Source organism: Sphingomonas sp. Leaf339 (assembly GCF_001426195.1).
Taxonomy (GTDB): domain Bacteria; phylum Pseudomonadota; class Alphaproteobacteria; order Sphingomonadales; family Sphingomonadaceae; genus Sphingomonas.
Genome location: NZ_LMRS01000061.1, coordinates 14315 through 34664, shown reverse-complemented (window position 1 = coordinate 34664; position 20350 = coordinate 14315). Strand labels below are relative to the sequence as shown.

Annotated in this window: 20 protein-coding genes; 13 read left to right on the top strand and 7 right to left on the bottom strand. The window is 62.8% G+C overall.

Going from position 1 to position 20350, the window contains the following annotated elements; genetic code table 11:
* Positions 1-43: 43 nt before the first annotated feature.
* Positions 44-259, bottom strand: coding sequence for a hypothetical protein (locus ASG67_RS17845; protein ID WP_056533072.1), 216 nt, complete (start codon positions 257-259; stop codon positions 44-46).
* Positions 260-1020: 761 nt separating this feature from the next.
* On the opposite strand from ASG67_RS17845, the gene ASG67_RS17835 reads away from it, so the two are divergent.
* From ASG67_RS17835 to ASG67_RS17800, 7 genes are all read left to right on the top strand, one after another.
* On the top strand, positions 1021-1680 hold the full coding sequence (locus tag ASG67_RS17835) for a PEP-CTERM sorting domain-containing protein (protein ID WP_082543652.1): 660 nt from the start codon (positions 1021-1023) through the stop codon (positions 1678-1680).
* 144 nt (positions 1681-1824) lie between these two features.
* Positions 1825-2313 (top strand): L,D-transpeptidase family protein, encoded by a 489-nt coding sequence (locus tag ASG67_RS17830; RefSeq protein ID WP_235535293.1) that lies wholly within the window; start codon positions 1825-1827, stop codon positions 2311-2313.
* A gap of 87 nt (positions 2314-2400) precedes the next feature.
* Positions 2401-2922 (top strand): CAP domain-containing protein, encoded by a 522-nt coding sequence (locus tag ASG67_RS17825; RefSeq protein ID WP_082543650.1) that lies wholly within the window; start codon positions 2401-2403, stop codon positions 2920-2922.
* Positions 2923-3463: 541 nt separating this feature from the next.
* Positions 3464-3949, top strand: coding sequence for a DUF4142 domain-containing protein (locus tag ASG67_RS17815; protein WP_235535292.1), 486 nt, complete (start codon positions 3464-3466; stop codon positions 3947-3949).
* A gap of 91 nt (positions 3950-4040) precedes the next feature.
* Positions 4041-4622: an SRPBCC family protein gene (locus ASG67_RS17810; protein WP_056533059.1), complete on the top strand. Its 582-nt coding sequence runs from the start codon at positions 4041-4043 to the stop codon at positions 4620-4622.
* Positions 4622-5800: a zinc-dependent alcohol dehydrogenase gene (locus tag ASG67_RS17805; RefSeq protein ID WP_056533056.1), complete on the top strand. Its 1179-nt coding sequence runs from the start codon at positions 4622-4624 to the stop codon at positions 5798-5800. Before ASG67_RS17810 ends, ASG67_RS17805 begins: the two co-directional genes overlap by 1 nt.
* Positions 5801-5814: 14 nt before the next feature.
* Positions 5815-6600, top strand: coding sequence for an SDR family NAD(P)-dependent oxidoreductase (locus tag ASG67_RS17800; protein ID WP_056533053.1), 786 nt, complete (start codon positions 5815-5817; stop codon positions 6598-6600).
* A gap of 291 nt (positions 6601-6891) precedes the next feature.
* Here ASG67_RS17800 and ASG67_RS17795 read toward each other — a convergent pair whose 3' ends face one another.
* Positions 6892-7650 (bottom strand): Crp/Fnr family transcriptional regulator, encoded by a 759-nt coding sequence (locus ASG67_RS17795; protein WP_056533050.1) that lies wholly within the window; start codon positions 7648-7650, stop codon positions 6892-6894.
* A 219-nt stretch (positions 7651-7869) separates the two neighbouring features.
* Here ASG67_RS17795 and ASG67_RS17790 point away from each other — a divergent pair, with 219 nt between their 5' ends.
* From ASG67_RS17790 to ASG67_RS17770, 5 genes are all read left to right on the top strand, one after another.
* Positions 7870-8859, top strand: a complete 990-nt coding sequence (locus tag ASG67_RS17790) for an alpha/beta hydrolase (protein WP_235535291.1) — start codon at positions 7870-7872, stop codon at positions 8857-8859.
* Positions 8860-8914: 55 nt separating this feature from the next.
* The gene (locus tag ASG67_RS17785) at positions 8915-9997 is read left to right on the top strand and encodes a catalase family protein (protein WP_056533044.1); all 1083 of its coding nucleotides are present in this window, start codon (positions 8915-8917) and stop codon (positions 9995-9997) included.
* Between the two features lie 172 nt (positions 9998-10169).
* Positions 10170-12200 carry an L-dopachrome tautomerase-related protein gene (locus ASG67_RS17780; RefSeq protein WP_056533041.1) on the top strand — a complete coding sequence of 677 codons (2031 nt, stop codon included), beginning with the start codon at positions 10170-10172 and terminating at the stop codon, positions 12198-12200.
* Positions 12201-12211: 11 nt separating this feature from the next.
* A complete protein-coding gene (locus tag ASG67_RS17775; protein WP_056533038.1) occupies positions 12212-13297 on the top strand; it encodes a catalase family protein in 1086 nt (361 codons plus the stop codon).
* A gap of 81 nt (positions 13298-13378) precedes the next feature.
* On the top strand, positions 13379-14140 hold the full coding sequence (locus tag ASG67_RS17770) for an SDR family NAD(P)-dependent oxidoreductase (RefSeq protein WP_056533036.1): 762 nt from the start codon (positions 13379-13381) through the stop codon (positions 14138-14140).
* A gap of 418 nt (positions 14141-14558) precedes the next feature.
* On the opposite strand, the gene ASG67_RS17765 is transcribed toward ASG67_RS17770, so the two are convergent.
* A complete protein-coding gene (locus ASG67_RS17765) occupies positions 14559-15668 on the bottom strand; it encodes an alkene reductase (RefSeq protein WP_056533033.1) in 1110 nt (369 codons plus the stop codon).
* A gap of 270 nt (positions 15669-15938) precedes the next feature.
* Entirely contained in the window at positions 15939-16664 is a 726-nt protein-coding gene (locus ASG67_RS17760; protein WP_056397236.1) for an SDR family oxidoreductase, read from the bottom strand.
* 148 nt (positions 16665-16812) lie between these two features.
* Here ASG67_RS17760 and ASG67_RS17755 point away from each other — a divergent pair, with 148 nt between their 5' ends.
* A complete protein-coding gene (locus ASG67_RS17755) occupies positions 16813-17709 on the top strand; it encodes an AraC family transcriptional regulator (protein ID WP_056533030.1) in 897 nt (298 codons plus the stop codon).
* A 147-nt stretch (positions 17710-17856) separates the two neighbouring features.
* On the opposite strand, the gene yghU is transcribed toward ASG67_RS17755, so the two are convergent.
* The 3 genes from yghU to ASG67_RS17740 form a co-directional block, all read right to left on the bottom strand.
* Positions 17857-18750, bottom strand: a complete 894-nt coding sequence (gene yghU, locus ASG67_RS17750; protein ID WP_056533027.1) for a glutathione-dependent disulfide-bond oxidoreductase — start codon at positions 18748-18750, stop codon at positions 17857-17859.
* 46 nt (positions 18751-18796) lie between these two features.
* A complete protein-coding gene (locus ASG67_RS17745) occupies positions 18797-19813 on the bottom strand; it encodes a histone deacetylase family protein (RefSeq protein ID WP_056533204.1) in 1017 nt (338 codons plus the stop codon).
* Between the two features lie 176 nt (positions 19814-19989).
* Complete coding sequence (locus ASG67_RS17740) at positions 19990-20280, bottom strand: hypothetical protein (RefSeq protein ID WP_056533023.1); 291 nt, start codon at positions 20278-20280, stop codon at positions 19990-19992.
* Positions 20281-20350 lie beyond the last annotated feature (70 nt).

The window sequence follows — 20350 nt, the reverse complement described above, 5'->3', positions numbered from 1 at the left end:
CACCCGGACCGCTCGGGCTGATAACTACTTCTGCCATGTCGGATCAGCTGGGGTGCGCGGCGCTATCGGCGGCGTCCTCGGTATCTTCTGTAGGCGTGATCTCGTCGGCGCTGGTGGCAGCGGTCACACCGCCGTCTTCCTCGGCAAGCCGCATCTGCTCGTAAGCGACTTCGAGATCGGCGACGCCCGAACCGGTTGGCTGGATCGGCAGATCGCCGAAGTTGTCAGGTTCGTGGGCCGTATCGTTCGTATCGGGCATGTCGCTCTCCTGGCGCGATTGGCGGGGACCGGAATAACGCCCGGCAGCCTCTTTCGCCTCTCGGTTTCAACGCATGTTCTCAGATCGGAAAATTCCTGTGAGCATCAGCCGGAAGATCATCACCGCCACCGAGCCCTGGCATAACTGGGGACCGATCTGCGTCGAGCGCATGGATTAGATCGATCTTGGCCATGCCGGCGAAGGCGAGGTGTGGTTCTTTGAACTTCAATGGCTCGTGTTGCATCTCGGCTTTCAGATCGGCCGCACGCACAAGCGCAATCTCGCTTCTGGAGAGACCGCATGATGGGCCTGTTCGACACTGACTGGCTTCGGTCCTATCCGCTCGATCGCATCAAGCGGGTACCCCCGCCTACCCTTCCCTGATTATCAGCCAGTGCATTAGCTTTGACAAAACCCCTGGCTACGTTTTGCCAAGTATAGAGATGCCAGCTTAAAACGCTGCTTTACGCTTTTCACAACATTTGAACATCGTTGCTCGACCAAGTCCAACGGCAAGCCAAATCCTGACCAACGTGGTTAATGTGCCGTCACCGTACAGCGGCGTTCTGTCTTATCCGCTACAGCTGCTCTTTCTCGGATTGAGACACGATTAACCGCTTCCGGATCGAACCGGCCCGCTTGTTGTTCGTTATGAAAGCAAGAACCACGATGCAAGATGGCGCAGCCGACATTTCAGGCTGACGTCCAGGGTATGGTGAGCCGGACGGTCGTAAACGCCGTCTTTAGCCAGGGAGGATGGGATGCTTCCAGAAGGTGAAAAAGGCGGGGCGCTATCGACAGGGGCCGTCCCGCATACCCGGCGGCGACTGGCGATGGCAGCGGCCGCGGCATTGCTTACACTGCCCGCGCTGATGCTGGCGGTGCACGGTACCGCTCTAGAAAGTGCAGTGGCGGTCGCGATTGCCGATCCGGCATCGATCCTTGCCGCTCGCTCGCCGGGCGCGCGCGCCTCCGGAGCGCTGACCCAAACGAAGCAGCGCTACGTGAAGGTGGGGGTTAAGCGTACCCCCGGCCCGACCGAACGGGTGCTGGGGCAAGCGCGTACCCGACCGCCCGGGGAGCTGCCACTGGGCGATGCCGCCGGACCGCCGGTCTTTGCGCTGCTCGATATCCCCCAGGGCGCTTTTGGCAACGTCGGTGACGGGTTGCTGCCGGGCGGGCCGGGCTTGGTAGCGTTCGGGGGCCCTCCGGTCACGGGCATCGGTGTGATTGGCGGAGGTGGTGGCGGCAACGGCGGTGTTGGTACGACGCCGATCACGCCAGTTGTGCCCCCGGTTAGTGCTGTACCAGAGCCATCCACCTGGCTGATGACGATCATGGGCTTTTTTACCATGGGCACCGGCCTTCGCCGTCGCCGTCTGACGGGCGCGACAGCGGCGGGCCGGCACCCGGTAGCTTGAGCCATGGCGTTGCGTGGCAGAACTTTGCAAGGTGTGGCGATCGCGATCGCTGGCGTCTCCGCGATCACGGTAGGCGCGGCAGTAAGCGGCGGCGGCGACCGAGGTACGCGTGATCAGCATGCATCGATATCCCAACCCGCGATCGTGGCAGACGGGACGCGAATCCGCTTCCCCACTCGGCCGCTCGCCATGCCTGATGGCGGCACGCGACCGGTCCGCAGCCTGCTCAACACGCGCGGGCCAATGCGGTTCGGCGATTTCCGCTGGAACGAGGATGGCGTGCCTATTGGCACGACCTGGATCCGCGTCGACCTGTCGAAGCAGCTAATCTCGGTGTTCCGCGGTGAACATGAGATTGGCACAGCGATTGTTCTTTACGGCACCGACGGCAAGCCGACGCCGACCGGCACCTTCCCAATCCTCGCTCGCGCAACTCATCACCGCTCGTCCCTCTATGATGCTGAAATGCCCTACATGCTGCGACTGACCCGTGACGGCGTGGCGATCCATGCCAGCGCTGTCCGCGCCGGTGCCGCTACACATGGCTGCATTGGCGTCCCGCAGGCGTTCGCCCGCCATCTCTATGCATCAGTCCGGCGTGGCGATCCGGTGTCCATTCTGCCCGCGGCTTAACCAGCCGGTTTAATCCGGTTTTTACCTGCGCGGTGCCATGCCGTTTCCCGAACGGCGGGAGCGCGGGCGGTGGCGGGCAGGCGATCGGTGTCAAGGTTAGCGATATCGTGGCTGGAGCGGGTTGCTGTTCTGGCACTGGCGCCCCTCATCGTGGGGTCGACTGGCCTTACCTCTAACGCCGACGCCCGGCTGCTCGCAATCCACAACCGCGAACGCGCAACACTTGGCATTCCGCCTCTACGCTGGGACCCGGAATTGGCGGCTGGCGCACGGCAGTGGGCGGATCGACTGGCAACGACCGGCACATTTCAGCACGCGGCCGAAAACATCGCCCAGCCAGAGGGCGAGAACCTGTGGGCGGGCACCCGCGGTGCTTTCGCAATCGAAGCGATGATCGATGCCTGGTTGCGCGAGGGGCGCTATTTCAAGCCCGGCATATTTCCTAATAATAGCTCCACCGGACGTGTAGCCGACGTCGATCATTACACCCAGATTATGTGGCGCGACACCCGTGCAGTTGGCTGTGCGATCGCGCGTGGCGCGCGGGAGGACGTACTGGTGTGCCGGTACAGCCAAGCCGGCAATTATATTGGCGAAAAGCCCTTTTAAAGATGTCGCTTTTGCTGATTCCAGAAAGTGTTTTGACGGATGTCGTAAGTGTTACGCGAACCCCTCGCCACAGGTAGACCATCTCGCCGCTCAGCTTCACGTATATTTCGTCCAATGCCAGCGCCAGTGGCGGAAGCCACGCATCCGACTCACCCGTTTGCGGCGCACCTCGCCGGCGAACATCGGCCCGAATCTGTTCCACCACGTCCGCACCGTCTCACGGCAGATATCGATCCCCCGCTTGAACAAGAGGTCCTCTACATTCCGTAGGGGCCGGGGAAAGCGGACGTCTATCAGAACCACCGGCCGGATCACCTCAGGCGACGAGTTGAAGTACCGAAACGGGCTGGCTGGCTTTCGCGGACCGGGCAGCTGCCCTGCCTACCTGGCTTTATTACAATTCCGTGCATTAAGCCTGACAGAGTCACCAAACGAATTGATCCAGATTGAGATGATCACGAAGGCTGGAACATTGCCAACTCGGGCCGGTTCGACTTTTAGCTGTGGGCAGTACACGCCGCAGCGTTCTCAGGAGAATGTCATGATCAAGCGTCTTTCGTTCGCAGTCATGATCGCTCTACCCGCCGTCGCAGCAGTTGCGCAGGCCCCGATGCCCGCGCCGACCTATGTGATGAAGGCGGGTGCCGGCGATCAGTATGAAATCCAGTCCAGCCGTCTGCTGCTCACATCGACAAAGAACACAAAGCTGCGGTCATTTGCCACTATGATGGTCGCTGACCACACCAAATCGACTGCTGATGTAAAGGCGGCAGCGATACGCGCTGGCCTGCACCCTGCGCCGCCTAAGCTCGACGTGATGGGTGCCAAGAACGTCGCGGCCCTGCGCATGACCACCGGGACGGCGCGTGACAGGTTGTACGTCGAACAACAGAAGGCGGCGCATCAGCGCGCGCTGGTGCTGCACCAAGCCTATGCGCAATCCGGAACGGTGACGCCGCTCAAAACGACCGCAGCCTCGATCGCGCCGGTCGTGGAGACACACATCAGCGAACTTTCCACGATGTAACCGACGCGCAACGGACGGCGACGGCACATGCGCGCCGGCCTGCGTTACGACCGAGGCTTTGGCGCCGTACGTAACCGGCAGGAGATCCCACATGACCGATGATACCAAGACACATGGCGACGATGCACCGCCAAGCACATGGAAACACGGCGATCCGCTTGCCGCGAGTGATATCCCCGAGCGCGAGGGCGATTCAATCGTTGGGCGTGCGGTCACCATTAACAGGCCCCTTGCCGAGGTTTTCTCGTATTTTCGTGACTTCACGAACCTGCCGACGTTCATGGAGAATGTCGTCAGGATCGATGTGATCGACGCCACGCGGTCGCATTGGGTGGTGAGCGCCCCGGCGGGAAAGACCGTGGAATGGGATGCCGTCATCACCGACGAAGAGGCGGATCGCGTGATCGCATGGAGATCCGAACCCGGCGCCGATGTCGTCAACAGCGGCCGCGTGGAGTTCCGGGACGCCGGCGCGCGTGGTACCGTCGTTACGGCGACGATCGCCTACGATCCGCCTGCCGGCATGGTCGGCAAGCTGATCGCCAAGATGTTCCAGCGCGAACCTGCGATCCAGGCACGTCGCGACTTACGTCGCTTCAAGCAGCTGATGGAAACCGGCGAGATCGCGACTGCTGCGATGAACCGCAAGCAACGCGAAGAGGAGATGGCTTGATGCGCGCTTTGGCATGGCATGGTAAGCACGACGTTCGCGTCGATACCGTCGACGATCCCGAAATCGTCAATCCGCGCGACTGCATCATCAAGGTCACAGCGACCGCAATCTGCGGCTCCGACCTGCATCTATACGACGGCTACATCCCGACGATGCAGGCGGGCGACATCCTCGGCCATGAATTCATGGGCGAAGTAGTCGAGGTCGGTGCCAAGTCGACGTTGCAAAAGGGCCAGAAGGTCGTCGTGCCGTTCACGATCGCGTGCGGCAGCTGCTATCATTGCGGCAAGCATCAATATTCGGCGTGCGACAACGGCTTGCCCGCCGACAACCAAGATATCGCGCAGGAGCTCTACGGCCAGCCCATGTCGGGCTTGTTCGGCTATAGCCACATGACCGGCGGTTATGCGGGCGGCCAGGCCGAATATGTCCGTGTGCCGTTCAGCGACGTCGGGCCGATCGTCATTCCCGACGGCGTCGACGACGAGAAGGTGCTGTTCCTCTCGGATATCCTGCCTACCGGTTGGATGGCGGCGGAGAACGCGCAGATCGAGCCTGGCGACACGGTCGCGGTTTGGGGTTGCGGCCCGGTTGGGCTGTTCGCGGTGCAATCGGCGTTCCTGATGGGTGCCGAACGGGTCATCGCGATAGACCATTTCCCGCACCGTCTCGAACTGGCGAAGAAATTCGGCGCGGAGACGATCAATTACGAGGAGAGCGCGGTCTACGAGGCGTTGATGGTGATGACCGGCGGGATCGGTCCCGATGCGGTGATCGACAGCGTCGGGCTGGAGGCACACGGCTTCTTCGTCGACAACGTGCTCGACCAGATCAAGGCGTCGACCTTCCTGGGCACCGACCGCGCGCATTCGATCCGACAGGCGATCATCGCTTGTCGCAAGGGCGGGCGCGTATCGATGCCGGCGGTCTATGGCGGGTTCATCGACAAGTTCCCCCTCGGTGCGCTGATGGAAAAGGGGCTGACGCTCAAGACCGGCCAGACGCACGTCCAGCATTACATGCCCGCGCTGCTCAACGCGATCATGGAGGGCAAAATCGATACGACTTTCCTGATCTCGCACCGCATGGACCTGGAGGACGCCCCCAAGGGCTACGACATGTTCAAGAACAACCAGAACGAAGTGACGAAGGTCGTGCTCAAGCCCGGCTTTAATTGAGAGGATCTGAAACAATGGCCAATAAATTCGCAATCATCACCGGTGCCTCGACGGGCATCGGCTTCGAACTTTCCACGCTGGCCGCGAAGGACGGCTACGATATTCTCGTCGTTGCCAACGAACCGCTGATCCAGGCTGCCGCCGCTGACTTCAAGCAGTTCGGCACCGACGTCGCCGCGGTCGAGGCGGACCTGTCGACGATCGAGGGCGTCGATGCGCTGCTTGCCGCGACCAGCGGGCGGAAAGTGGACGTGCTGTGCGCCAATGCCGGCCACGGTCTCGGCCATGGCTTTCTCGATCAGGCAGTCGACGACTGGCGCAACGTGATCGACACCAACATCACGGGCACACTGTACCTTCTTCAGAAGGTTATGCCGGCGATGGTCGCACGTAACGACGGCAAGGTGCTCGTGACCGGGTCGGTCGCCGGTTATATCCCCGGTGCATTCCAGGCGGTCTACAACGGCTCGAAGGCGTTTATCGACAGCTTTACCGAGGCGCTTCGCAACGAAATCAAGGACGCCGACGGTGTCACGTTGACGACGTTGATGCCGGGGCCGGTCGACACCGAATTCTTCGATCGCGCAGACATGAACGACACGTCGGTCGGCACCGATCCGAACAAGCGCGACCCGGCGGACGTCGCCAAGGACGGCTGGAATGCGCTCATGAGCGGCAAGGCCTCGGTTTTCTCCGGGTTCATGACAAAGGTCCAGGGCGTGCTGGCCAACGTTATTCCCGGTTCGGTGCTCGCCGAACAGCATCGCAAGATGGCCGAACCAGGCAGCGCCAAGGACTAATCAGCCCAATTTTGTCGGTATCGCGCAATCAGAACGTGTCTCGCCTTCTAGGCCGGCACGTTCTTTACGCGATCATCCCATGGTCGTAGGCGATCGTTATGCTGCTCCGGCGGAATTGACCCATTTCCGGTCATTCGCGACGTTTTTACCGCGCGCCAACTGCGGCCATTCGTACATCTCGATCTTGATTAATCGTCCAAGCTTAGTTGTGAAGGCAAGTCGGCGAAGATAGGGGCTGTCTAGCCAACGACTGGAGTCACCCGGGTGCGGTAGTATGTCGATCCGATGGGATCAGAGGCCGAGTAGGCGTCGATACTCCGCCTCGGCGAACCCGTAGGTGTCGCCAGCGAGCAGCAGCAGCCGCTCCCTATCACGCACGATCACGCGCCCGCGTACGGAGCGGACAGCCTCATCCTCTTCGAGCTTATGAAGAGCATCGGTCACGCTGCTGCGACGGACGCCGAGCATGAGCCTGAACTCCTCGTGCGTCATGCAGATGTCGTCCTCCCGCACACGATCGTGGTAGAGCAGGATCCAGCGCGCCATCCGCCGCTCGATCGAATGCGCGAGCGACGAGACGATCGTCCTGGACATCTGGGTCATGACCACGTCGACGAAACGGAGCAGAACGGTTCGGATCGTCGGACGGTCGGCCAGTATCTCGTCTAACGCCGCAGCCGACAGCCTCATCGCCATGCCGTGTTCAGCCCTCATCACCACGTCATGCGACCAGCGCTCGTTGCCGAGCAGCAACTGCCACCCGATGAACCCCTCACTCCCGACCAGCGCGACCGCGTAGCGGCGATCGCCCTCGAGCGAGTCGAGTATCGCAGCGATTCCGGTCAACGGGAAGCAGATGCTGTCTGCCGCATCACCGGCGCGCGCGATCATGTCGCCGTTGCGGAACGGCACCAGTTCGAGATGCGGCGCAAGGGCGGCGCGGTCAGCGTCGTTCAAAAGACGTAGCAGCGCATTCGCCTCACACGGCAGCCCATTTGACCTGCGCGCCCCATCCGCCGTCAAAGCCTCATCATCCATGCCGCCGCTCATACTCCCGAACCTCGTTGCTCAAACGCTTGCGTCTACTTTCGTACCGAAACGCTGAAGGTCATCCAATGGTTGGGCAACGGATAGTTACAGGAGGGATTTTTGCGCAGAACCATTTCAATGCTAATCGCCGCGTCGACCGCGATCGCAGGCGTTCCAGCTTTGGCCCAGTCAGCCCGCTCGATCACGGCACCTGCTCCGCCACCGCCTCCCGCGACATCCGTGCAGCCCCCGAAAGCCGCGCCCGACATGCAGTCGGTCCTCGACGCCCTCGCGTCGCTCGGCGGAAAGCCGATCGAGACGCTCACGCCTGCGGAAGCTCGCATGCAGCCCTCGGCCGCAGACGGCGCCAAGGCAGCGATGCAGAAGAAGGGCATGTCGACCGCGCCTGATCCTGCGGTCACGACACAGGACCTGCCGTACGGCAGCGACCCCAAGCAGTTTGCGCGAATCTACAAGCCGGCGAACGCGCCCGCCGGTGGTAAGCCGATGCCGGTCATTGTCTACTACCATGGCGGCGGCTGGGTCATCGCCGACGTCGACACCTACGACGCCGCCCCGCGGGCCATGGCCAAGGCGCTCAACGCGATCGTCGTCTCCGTCGAGTACCGCCACGCGCCCGAATTCAAGTTTCCGGCGCAGCATGACGATGCGGCCGCGGCCTATCGCTGGACGCTGCAGAATGCGGCGAACTGGGGTGGCGACGCCGCACGGATCGCCACGGTCGGCGAGAGCGCTGGCGGCAATCTCGCGGTCGCGACCGCGATCTACGCGCGTGACAACGGCCTGACGATGCCGCGCCACATCGTCTCGGTCTATCCGATCGCAAATAGCAACATGACGCTGCCCTCGCGTAGGGATTCGGCGAACGCGAAGCCGCTGAATGCCGCGATGCTGCCGTGGTTCGGCTATTATTATCAGACGAGCAAGGCCGATGCGCAGGATACGCGCCTGAACTTGGTCGCGGCCAACCTGCGTGGGCTGCCGCCGACGACGATCATCAACGCGCAGATCGATCCTCTGCGCTCGGATGGCGAGACGTTGGCGGCCGCGATGCGAGCGGGCGGTGACAAGGTCGAGCAGAAAACCTTCCCGGGCGTGACCCATGAGTTCTTCGGCATGGCCAAGGTCGTGAACGGCGCCAAGCAGGCGAATGATCTTGCAGTCGCAAGGCTGAAGACGGCGTTCGAAGCACCTGCAGCCCGCCGCTGAGCGTGACGGCGGCGGCGTTGAGTCGCCGCCTCCTTACCGGAGAGGACCAACGACCATGACCCAGACCCCTGTCCGCTATTCTCCCGACGTCGAGGATGTGAAATTTGACGAAGCCGAGACAATCACAAAGCTCAACCAGACGTTCGACAAGATCCTCAAGAAGACAGCGGAGGATTACGGTCATGCCGTGCGCTCGGTCCACGCCAAGGCGCACGGCTTTCTCGAGGGAACGCTGACCGTCCATGACGGCCTTCCTCCCGAGTTGGCCCAAGGCCTTTTCGCCACCCCGGGCGAGCACAAGGCCGTCATGCGCTTCTCGACCAACGCGGGCGACATCCTGCCGGACACCATTAGCCTGCCGCGCGGTCTGGCGCTGAAGGTCATGGACGTCGAAGGCGAACGCCTGCTTGGTGCCGACGGACGGACGCAGGACTTCGTCTTGGTCAACGGTCCGGTGTTCCAGAACAAGACTGCTGACCAGTTCCTGGGCAACCTCAAGCTCTTGGCAGGCACCACCGACAAGCTCGAGGGCACCAAGGAGGCGATGTCGAAGGTGCTTCGCGGCGTGAACACCGTGCTGAGCGCGGTCGGGATTGAAAGCCCGAAGGTGCAGACGCTCGGCGGCGCACCCAACTCCGATCCGCTGGGCGAGGCCTACTTCAGCGTCACACCGTTCCGCTATGGCGACTACATCGCCAAGTTCGCTGTGTTCCCTGTGTCCGAGGATCTGACCGATCAGACCGGCACCACGATCGATGCCAGCATCCGCCCTGATGCGCTGCGTGACGTGATTCGGTCGGAGGCACAGGTGCTTGAGATGGAGTGGGAGGTGCGGGTGCAACTGTGTCGCGACCTCAAGGAGCAACCGGTCGAGGACCCGACCGTCGAGTGGAAGCAGGACGATGCGCCCTTCCAGACCGTCGCGACCATTCGGGCGGCCAAGCAGGACAGCCTGACCGAGGACAAGTTTCAGAAGATCAACGAGGAGATGCGCTTCTCGATCTGGACCGGTCTTGCCGCACATCAGCCGCTCGGCAACATCAATCGGGCACGCAACGGGACCTACCGCCACTCCGCCGACTTCCGCGCCCGCGTAAACGGCTGCCCCTACCATGAGCCAGTTGGCGGTCGCGGCTGACCGGCGAAGGTGGCGTTCGGTCCCTTGACGCTGAACCTGATCAGGTCGGCGCGGAGACTAATTGTGTGCTTGGCCGTTCTGAAATCCGTTGCGTCGATGTTTCCACAGCAGCGGTGAAACGGCAGAGCCGAGGACACGTCCGCAAAAGTTTGAACCGCCGGGAGGCTGACGAATGCCGATAATTACCGCTGGCGACCTCAACATGGATGTGTCGCTTCACGGCGCTGAGGGGGGACAGCCGTTACTTCTCATTCATGGCTGGCCGGATGACGCGACGACCTGGGATCAGGTGGCACCCGCTCTGGCCGCCGAAGGGTTTCGCGTCATTGTCCCGACGTTGCGTGGGTTCGGCGCCACGCGCTTCCTCAACGACGATGCCCCGCGGACTGGCAACAGCGCCAAACTTGCGATCGACATGATCGCGCTGCTCGACGCGCTTGGCATCGACCGCTTCATGGTCGCCGGACACGACTGGGGGTCGAACACCGCCGAGGCCCTGGCCGTTGGTTGGGCTGACCGGGTGGAGCGGATGGCCATGCTGTCGACCCCGCCCCGGCTCGGCGGCATGCCGACCCCGCCGTTCGAGCAGACCCAGCGGCAGTGGTATCACTGGTTCATGGCGACCGCGCGCGGGGCGGAGGCGGTACGGGCCGACCGCCGCGGCTTCGCGCATCTGCACTGGGTCAACTGGTCGCCGCCGGGATGGTTCGACGAGGCCACTTTCGACCGTGTCGCGCGGTCGTTCGACAATCCCGACTGGTTCGACGTGACGCTCCACAGCTATCGCGCGCGCTGGGGCGAGGCGGAACCCGATCCACGAAGCGATTGGCTGGAGAGCAAGGTCAAAGCGACCAAGACGTTGTCGCTGCCGACGCTCTACATCCACGGCGATGCCGACGGCGTGAACCCGCCCTCGACTGCGAACGACGTGCACACAAAATTTGTCGGGCCGTTCGCGCGCATCACCATGACCGAGGTCGGCCACTTTCCGCAGCGGGAGAACCCGCAAGCGGCGGTGCGCCACCTCCTTACCCTCTTCGCCGGCAATCCCGCCGTGCTCACCGATGTCACCGATAGGAACCTGTCCATGAAGAAAGCCGCCCCCTATGCCGTCGGGATTGCCGCCATCGGCTTGGTCGCCGCTGCCGCAGCCGGTGTTGCCCATGCCCAGGGACGTAGCGCACAGCTGACGCAGGTGGCGCAGTTCGATCATCAGGCGACCGGCGTGGCGGTGACCGAGGATGACCGGCGCTTCGTCAACTTCCCCCGCTGGACCGACGACGCGCCTATCTCCGTCGCCGAGGTGATGAAGGACGGATCCTTACGCCCCTATCCCGACGCGAAGTGGAACAGCTGGCGCAACGCCCGCGCCAACGAGCTGCCGGTCGGCGACTATTTCGTCTGCGTGCAGTCGATCGTCCCCGATGGCCACGGCAATCTCTGGGTGCTCGATCCCGGCGCGCCCGGAAACGAGAAGATCCTCGAGGGCGCGCCCAAGCTGGTTCGCATCGATCTGTCGTCGAACACGGTGACGAAGACGATTCCGGTTCCCGGCGATGTGGCATTGCAGGGCACCTACCTCAATGACATCCGCTTCTCGCCCGACGGCAAGACAGGCTACATCACCGACAGCGGCACGCGCGGCGCGATCATCGTCGTCGACCTAGAGAGCGGCAAGAGCCACCGCGCGCTCGATGGGCATCCCTCCACCCAGATCGACAAGACGGTGAAGGTCACGCTCGACGGCAAGCCACTCGTCCGCCCCGACGGTCGCCAGCCCGCCTTCGCTGCCGATGGCATCGCGATCTCCAAGGATGGCAAGACGCTCTACTATCAGGCGCTGACCGGCAAGACGCTCTACTCGATCGACACCGCCAAGCTGCGGTCGGATGTCAGCGAGGCCGACAGGGCGGCAGCCGTGAAGACGGTCGCGCAAACCCACGTCGCTGATGGCCTGTGGATGAGCAAGACGGGTGTGCTCTACCTGACGTCACCGACCGACTATGCCATCAAGCGGCTGAACGGAGCGACCGTCGAGACTGTGCTGACCGACCGCCGGCTGCGCTGGCCCGACACCTTCTCCGAAGGACGCGACGGGACGATGTACGTCACCGCCAGCCACATCCAGGACACTAACTGGTTCACGCCCGGCGCACCGCCGTCAATCAAGACGCAGCTGTTCTCCTTCGCTCCCGCCAAGTGATCGGACGTCCCATGACCTACCTGCGCTATTCGCCCGACATCGAAACACCTGAGCACGACGAACAGGAGAGCATTGACGGCATCATCCAAGGCATGACCCAGGAAAGCCAGACGGTCGAGAAACGCGACGGGCACGCGGTGCGGGCGAGCCATGCCAAGAGCACGGCGTGCGTGATCGGCAAGCTCATCGTCGCGCCTGGGTTGCCGTCCGAGCTCGCCCAAGGCCTGTTCGCGGAGCCGGGCACGTTCGATGTCGCCGTCCGCTTCGCGCAAGGGCCGGGAGAGAAGCTTGGAGATCGCGTCTCGACCCACCGCGGCATGTCGATCAAGGTGTTCGGCGTCGAGGGCGCTAAACTGCCCGGCCATGACGCGCCGACGCAGGACTTCGTCCTCGCTAGCGGAACAACCTTCCCAGCGGGCACCGCTGCGAGTTTCCTCTCTCAGGCCAAGAAAATCGGCCTGACGGTTCCCATGCCCGAGGGGGTGAAGAGTGCGGCCGCTTCTATTGCCCGCAACATCAACAAGGTGCTGAACGCCGTTGGCGCCGGTCCAAGCCCGACGCTGGACTTCTATGGCCACCCCTTCAGCCACCCACTGGTCGAGGAATATTTCAGTCAGTGCCCGGTGCGCTTTGGCGATCACGTTGCCAAGATCGGGGCCTTTCCCGTTGCATCCGAGCAACAGGCGCTCGCCGATTGGCAGCTCGACCCGCATCAAGATGAGGATGGCTTCCGCCATGCCGCGGTCGATTACTTCGAGGGCAACGATGCGGTGTTTGAGCTTCGGGCACAGCTGTGGACCGATACTGAGACGCAGCCCATCGAGGACACCTCCGTCGATTGGCCGACGAGCGAAAGCCCGTATCGCACCGTCGCCACGATCCGACTGCCGCGGCAGTCAGCCTATGAGCCGGACCGCGTCCGCTACTTCGACGAGGTGATGACGTTCCGCCCGGCCCATAGCCTGGAGGTCCATCGCCCGCTGGGCGGCGTGATGCGCGCGCGCATGCAGGTTTACCAAGCGCTCAGCGACTTTCGCCACCGAGAGAACGGCATTGCCGCCGCGAACACCGCCGACATCCGGGACATTCCAGCCTGACCTGAACGCCAGTGCTGACGATAATGAAAGGACAATCATGAAGCTTGAAGGCAAGCACGACGTTCAGGCGGAGAACGCATAATGGCGCGCTTTTCCAACAAGGTCATCGTCATCACCGGTGCCGCCTCAGGGATCGGTGAGGGCGCTGCGCGCCGCTTCGCTGAGGAAGGCGCAACGCTGGTGTTAGGCGACATCGACAAGGCTGCGCTCGAAAGGCTCGGGGGCGAACTGAGCGGCATAGTCGAGGTTCAAGAGACCGACGTGTCCGACCGCGCCGCATGTGAGGCTCTCGTCCAGGCTGCGGTTGATCGGTTCGGTAGGATCGATGTGCTGGTCAACGACGCTGGCGTCGACCATCTCGGCAAGGTCGACGAGGGCGATTTCTCCGCATTCACCAAGGTGATCGAGACGGACCTGTACGGCGTCGTCCATATGAGCCGCGCGGCGATCGCACATCTGCGGGCATCTAAGGGCTGCATCATCAACGTGTCGTCGGTGTCGGGGCTCGGCGGCGACTGGAACCACAGCTTCTATTGCGCGGCCAAGGGTGCGGTGAGCAACTTCACGCGCGCGCTGGCGATGGACGAGGCTAGGAACGGCGTACGCGTCAACGCGGTCAACCCGTCGCTGACCTATACCGCGCTGATTGCGGGGATGAAGGAACAGCCTGAGCTGATCGCCAAATTCGAAGAGCGCATCCCGTTAGGCCGCGGCGCCGAGCCCGCCGACATCTCGGGGGCCATCGCGTTCCTGGCGAGCGAAGATGCGCATTTTGTGACGGGCGTGAACCTGCCGGTCGATGGCGGCCTTACCGCGTCGAACGGGCAACCGCCGCTATCGTGATGGATGTGAGGCGGGCGCTTGCGCCCGCCCATTACTTTAGAACTGACCATGGTGCAGATGCCAAATTCATGACGGGTAAAGTTTCCCAAGCCGATGGGAGTAGGTCGCAGTAATGACCCAATCCCGGACATTCAGTTGTCATCTTCCAAAGCTCCAACTTCGGACACCCATTAATGTCGGAAGCGGGGACTGCGTCATAGGCGCTTTCCCCGCCGAACCGCACGGCAGCTTCCCGAGGAAAAATTTAGAGAAGCAGCGCCAATGGCAGCACTGTCGGCGCGGCGGCTGGACTTGCGATCGCCCCTGCGCCGACGGTGGCCACAACCCCAACCTCGCTCACCGACACCCGGAGGCCTCATCGCGATTAACCTGCGGTATGAGCTCGATCCTACGGCTGGCTCTGATGTGAGGGGCTGGGTCAGCTGCGATCCGGATTCCCGCGCATCGTCGGCCAGTCGGAATAGCCGACCGACCCGCCGCCATACCAATACTCTTTTGGCGCCTCTGCAAGCGGCGCACCTGTGCGCAGGCGATCAACGAGATCGGGGTTGGCAATGAACGGCCGCCCCATGCTGAACAGGTCGGCATCGCCACGCTCAAGAACCTCTTCGGCCAGCTTGAGCGTGTACTGGTTGTTCGCGATATAAGCCCCTTTGAAGCGCTTGCGCAGCGCAGCAAAGTCGACGCCATCTGCGTCACGTGTCTGCTGCGTCACGCCCTCGATGTCGTGGACATAGAGCAGGCCGCGCTGAGACAGCGCATCAACATAAATGCCGAAGGTTTCCATCACGGTGCGGTCGAGCGGCGTCTCGCCGGGCATTGTCGTTGCTGGCGACAACCGGATGCCGACACGCCCTGCGCCCCAAACGCCGACGACCGCGTCGACGACCTCGAGGGGGAAGCGCAGACGGTTTTCGATTGACCCGCCATAGGGGTCGGTTCGCCGGTTGGTGCTGTCGCGTACGAACTGTTCAAGCAGATAGTTGTTCGCCGAATGGACTTCGACCCCATCGAACCCTGCCGCCTTGGCGTTGGTGGCGGCGCGACGATAATCCTCGACGATGCCAGGGATCTCGTCCGTTTCCAGGGCTCGCGGCGTTACGTGGTCCTTCATCCCATCCTTGGTGAATGCCTGTCCAACCGGCTTGATGGCCGACGGCGCAACCGGCGGTTTTCCGCCCTGTAGGTCCGGATGCGAGATACGCCCAGTATGCCACAACTGAAGAAATATGACGCCGCCACGATCATGGACAGCCTGCACGATCGGGCGCCACGCCTCGATTTGCTGTTCGTTCCAGATACCCGGTGTTAATGCATAGCCGACCGCCTGGGGAGATACGTTGGTCGCTTCGCTTATGATGATCCCGGCGTCAGCGCGCTGTGAGTAATAGTCTGCGGCGAAAGCGGGCGGGATCCCGTCGTCGTTCGAACGGCTGCGCGTCAACGGCGCCATGACGATGCGGTTGCGCAGCGACAGGTCGCCGATCTGGACGGGCTGCAATATGGGCGATGCGGAATGGTCGGGCATGGTCGGCGATATCCATCAAGCAGTGCAAGATCAGGAACGCTGAACGGACAAGCTGCCGTTACGGTCCGGCGTTCGGCCACATTCATGGTCGGTTGAACCGATCTGGAAGAGATGCTGGTGGCGCGTTGACGGCCGCAATGGCCTCCTATGCGATCATGACCGAACCCCAGTCGTTTCGATCCCCTCCTGGCTAACTGATCTCAGCGCTCGTCAATGTGTATGAACTCGTCGTTTGGGCGTCCCCGCTTCGGCACCGGCACGCCCAAGCATTTACATGTCCGCTGCGGTCGGGCGAACGATCACCTCATTGATGTCGACACCCTCCGGCTGCTCGATGGCATAGCGAACGGCTCGCGCGATCGCGTCCGGCGTCAGCGACTTCTTTCGCCATCCGGTCAGGGCCGCAGCAACCTCAGGATCGGTGATGTCATGGCCCAGCTCGGTGGCGACCACGCCCGGCGAGATCAACGTCGAACGGACCTCGTCATGCTCCTGCCGCAGCCCTTCAGTGATGGCGCGTACGGCATGTTTGGTGGCGCAATAAACCGCGGCGGTCGGCATCACCATGTGTGCGGCGACCGAGGCGACATTGACGACATGCCCCCTTCGCTGAGCCACGAACCGCGGCAGGACCGCGGCGATGCCGTTGAGGACGCCGTGGATGTTGACGTCGACCATCCGCTTCCACTCGTCGCGCTTGAGCGCAGCGAGCGGTGAGAGGGGCATCACCCCCGCATTGTTGACCAGCACGTCGACACGTCCGAAGCGCGCTTCAGCGGCCTCCACGAACGCATCGAAATCGGCGCCGTAGGTGACGTCGAGTTCGCGCCAGGCGACGGTCTCGCCCAGTTCCTCCGCCAGTGCCTTCAGGCGCTCTCCGCGACGCGCGCCGATGAACAGCCGGGTGCCGGTCGCAGCCATTTCTCGCGCAGTTGCCTCGCCGATCCCACTCGACGCGCCTGTGATGAGGACGACCTTGTCAATATTTCCTGCCATGATGCAGTCCTTCCGTTGTGGTGACGGGACGCAGATGGGCCATCGTCCATGTCGCACGGTAGAGTGATTGCCCTAATGGCTTGCACGATCCTCTAGAATTAACGCCAGATGTTTGCCCACAGCTCGCAATTGGAGAAGGATCGTCGGCATGGACCGGATCGCCGAACTCTCTGCCCTCATCCATCGACACGTCGTGGGTACAGGCATTTGCAGCACGGCGATGCCGCATGTTTCGCTGATCCGGGCCGACGCACCGAGCACCCCCACTGCTGCCGTCTACGAGGCCTCCCTTTGCATAATAGCCCAGGGGTCTAAGCGGGTGTCGATCGGCGAGCACAGCGTGGTCTATGATGCGGCCCATTACCTCTTGGTCTCGGTCGACTTGCCGCTGGTCGGTCATGTGCTCGATGCGAGCCCCGAGCGACCCTATCTCTGCTGCAAGATCGATCTCGATGCCTCGATCCTGGCCGATCTCATGGCGATCGAAGGCGGCGGGCTGGTCCGAACAGACTTGCCGGTGCTTGGCGTCTACCCCGGCGATCCCGACCTGATCGACGCGGCATGCCGGCTGGTCGGCCTGCTCGACCGACCCGACACGATCCGCGCGCTGGCGCCGCTGATCGAGCGCGAGATCCTCTATCGTCTGCTCACCGGACCGCATGGTCCGATGCTTCGTCACGTCGCAACCGCTGGCAGCCATCTCAATCAGGTCAGCCGCGCCATCGCCGCCATCCGCCGGCGTTTCGACGCGCCGATCCGCATCGACGATGTCGCAGCCGAGGCCGGCATGAGCTCCTCCTCGCTCCACGTACACTTCAAGGCGATTACCCGCATGACGCCGCTGGAGTATCAAAAACAGCTGCGGTTGCAGGAGGCTAGACGCCTGATGCTGACGGAGGGCGCCACGGCGAGCACCGCAGGCTTTGCCGTCGGCTATGAGAGCCCATCGCAATTCAGCCGCGAATACAGGCGACTGTTCGGCGCGCCTCCACGTGCCGACATCGAACGACTCCACGCTGCGCCAGCAGCCGCCATGGCGCTGTGACAATGGCTCGGGTCGCGACCGGTGCTTCAAAATGCTGTGATCAGCTGATGCTGGGACGCAGACCCACATCCGGTCATTCTTAGCTTATTTTCCGCTTTCCAACTTCAGTCGCTTGTTCATGTCGCTAGCCTGTGCGGCCTCGGGGCCTCACCGTGTCCGGCTTTCCACCGCCGCACCTTCGAGCTTGTCCTGCGTCCGGGTATCGAAGTCACCCGCATAATGGCGTTCGTGGAGCTGGCTGGCGGGATCGCCCATGATCCGGTTCACCATCCGGCCACGCCGGACCGCCGGCCGCGCGCCGACCAGGTCGGTCCAGCGCAGCACGTTCTTATATGCGTCCACCTGCAGGAACTCGGCGGCATCATATACTTGGCCGGTCACGAGTGCGCCGTACCAGGGCCACACCGCCATATCGGCGATCGAATACGCATCGCCCCCGACATATTCGCTCTCGCCCAAGCGCCGGTCTAGGACGTCGAGTTGGCGCTTCACTTCCATCGCGAAACGGTCGATCGCATATTCGATCTTCACGGGGGCATAGGCGTAGAAATGCCCAAAGCCGCCACCCAGCATCGGCCCGGCACCCATCTGCCAGAATAGCCACGACAGGACCTCGGCGCGCTTTGCGGGATCGGTCGGAAGGAACGCGCCGAACTTCTCAGCGAGATAGACAAGGATCGATCCCGATTCGAACACGCGCACGGGTTCCGCGCCGCTGCGATCGACCAAGGCGGGAATCTTTGAGTTGGGATTGGCATCGACAAAGCCACTGCCGAACTGGTCTCCCTCCATGATCCTGATCAGCCAGGCATCATATTCGGCCCCTATATGACCGGCGGCAAGCAACTCCTCGAGCATCACGGTCACCTTGACGCCGTTGGGCGTCGCGAGCGAATAGAGCTGTAGCGGGTGCTTGCCGACCGGTAGCTCCTTGTCGTGCGTGGCACCGGCGATCGGGCGGTTGATGCTGGAAAAGCGGCCTCCGCTCGACTTGTCCCAGGCCCAGACCTTGGGTGGTATGTATTCGACGATCTCGTTCATCAGGCCTCTCCGTAATCTTTACTCTGCTCCACCGACACGACCCGCATCAGCCGTTTGATGATAGGCCGGCTAGGAATGCGGCGACATTGTCCCCGAGTTCGGCTGCGGCGTATCCGCCTTCCATGACGGTGACGGTCGGCAGGCCCGCTGCCGCGATATGTCTACCCAGTGCCGCGAAGTCGTCGCGCTCCAGGGCGAAGTGCGAGATTGGGTCGCCGGCATAGGTATCCGCGCCGAAGGACAGGACGAGGAACCGCGTGCCGAAGTCCGCGATCGCCGCCAGGGCACGATCGAGTGCGAGGCGATAAGCCCCCCAGTCCGTTCCCCGCGGCAGCGGCAAGTTGAGCGTGGCACCACGCCCCGCCCCTTCCCCGTCCTCGTCGGAATGTCCCCAGTAGAAGGGGTAATCGGCGACCGGATCAGCGTGGATCGAGACGAACAGGATCGAGGGATCAGCCAGGAAAATATCCTGCGTACCGTTGCCGTGATGATAGTCGACGTCGAGGATCGCGACCGGACCTAGTCCCCGCCGGTGCGCCTCGGCTGCGACGATGGCGGCGCTGTTGAGGAAGCAATAGCCTCCGCAGTAATCGCGGCCAGCGTGATGGCCTGGCGGACGGCACAAGGCGAAGGCGCCGGAAGCGCCCTCGGCGACCGCATCGAGCGCGGTCAGCGCAGACTGCGCCGACCAATAGGCCGCATCCCAGGTGCCGGCGGCGATTGGCGTTACCGCGTCGTAGCCGTAACGGCCGAGCCGCGCGTCGATCCGGGTCAGGTTGACTGGACGGCGCCCGACGATCGGCCAGGCATAGCCGATTGCATCGCCCGTGCGCCCGGCGGCCCGCCAGTCGGCATGGGCGATTTTCAGGAAATCGAGATAGGCGGCATCGTGCACCGCTAGCAACGGCTCCATGCCGAAATCCCGCGCGGGTTCAGCCGGACCGATCGCCGCCAGGATCGCCTCGGCACGCGCGGGCGTTTCCTGAAAGGCGGTCCAGTCGCCGTTGTGCATTTCGCGGGCCGGGGCGTGCGCAAGCTGGCGTGCATCGAACACGATCTTCATCATCACCGCCCAACGCGCCAATCCGGTTCGAGGCACCATGGCACGTCACCCACGGGTCCGCCGTCTGCGCGTTACCGGCCCTCATTAGGCGCGGCATGCCGACCCAATAGTCGACATTCGTGACCTCTTTGGGCCTTCCCAACTTTGGCCGTTCGTTCATGTCGCGAGGGCGCAGATTAAAGGAAGCAGGGAGCCGCATTCTTCGCGAAACGCAGCGCATTGCTGAGTTTGAGATCGACGAAGGGCTGGCCCTTTCTCTTGGACTTCACTTGGACACTGGCCGCCATTTCGACGGGTTGCAGATCGGCGGGAATGCCTGCCACCGCGATGGCGGGAAACTCGACAAAATAGTCCCAGCCGGTTCGATCCTGCCGCGACTTGTTGCGGGTTATGCCCGCGCGGGCACAGCGAGCTGAAAAGTCATCCTCGGCCCATTCCGCGAGATCGATGATCGGCGAGTGTTGCATCTTATGAATAGATAGTCGCGCGGCAGCGCCAAGCCAACGCCGCGGCCGGCCTTGATGACTGAACGAGGTA

Coding starts and splice junctions, on each gene's coding strand:
- ASG67_RS17765 (WP_056533033.1), bottom strand. CDS start 15,668: ATGCCCGACCATTCCGCATCGCCCATATTGCAGCCCGTCCAGATCGGC.
- ASG67_RS17740 (WP_056533023.1), bottom strand. CDS start 20,280: ATGCAACACTCGCCGATCATCGATCTCGCGGAATGGGCCGAGGATGAC.
- ASG67_RS17800 (WP_056533053.1), top strand. CDS start 5,815: ATGGCCAATAAATTCGCAATCATCACCGGTGCCTCGACGGGCATCGGC.
- ASG67_RS17845 (WP_056533072.1), bottom strand. CDS start 259: ATGCCCGATACGAACGATACGGCCCACGAACCTGACAACTTCGGCGAT.
- ASG67_RS17835 (WP_082543652.1), top strand. CDS start 1,021: ATGCTTCCAGAAGGTGAAAAAGGCGGGGCGCTATCGACAGGGGCCGTC.
- ASG67_RS17760 (WP_056397236.1), bottom strand. CDS start 16,664: ATGGCAGGAAATATTGACAAGGTCGTCCTCATCACAGGCGCGTCGAGT.
- ASG67_RS17805 (WP_056533056.1), top strand. CDS start 4,622: ATGCGCGCTTTGGCATGGCATGGTAAGCACGACGTTCGCGTCGATACC.
- ASG67_RS17810 (WP_056533059.1), top strand. CDS start 4,041: ATGACCGATGATACCAAGACACATGGCGACGATGCACCGCCAAGCACA.
- ASG67_RS17780 (WP_056533041.1), top strand. CDS start 10,170: ATGCCGATAATTACCGCTGGCGACCTCAACATGGATGTGTCGCTTCAC.
- yghU (WP_056533027.1), bottom strand. CDS start 18,750: ATGAACGAGATCGTCGAATACATACCACCCAAGGTCTGGGCCTGGGAC.
- ASG67_RS17775 (WP_056533038.1), top strand. CDS start 12,212: ATGACCTACCTGCGCTATTCGCCCGACATCGAAACACCTGAGCACGAC.
- ASG67_RS17755 (WP_056533030.1), top strand. CDS start 16,813: ATGGACCGGATCGCCGAACTCTCTGCCCTCATCCATCGACACGTCGTG.
- ASG67_RS17815 (WP_235535292.1), top strand. CDS start 3,464: ATGATCAAGCGTCTTTCGTTCGCAGTCATGATCGCTCTACCCGCCGTC.
- ASG67_RS17795 (WP_056533050.1), bottom strand. CDS start 7,650: ATGAGCGGCGGCATGGATGATGAGGCTTTGACGGCGGATGGGGCGCGC.
- ASG67_RS17785 (WP_056533044.1), top strand. CDS start 8,915: ATGACCCAGACCCCTGTCCGCTATTCTCCCGACGTCGAGGATGTGAAA.
- ASG67_RS17770 (WP_056533036.1), top strand. CDS start 13,379: ATGGCGCGCTTTTCCAACAAGGTCATCGTCATCACCGGTGCCGCCTCA.
- ASG67_RS17745 (WP_056533204.1), bottom strand. CDS start 19,813: ATGAAGATCGTGTTCGATGCACGCCAGCTTGCGCACGCCCCGGCCCGC.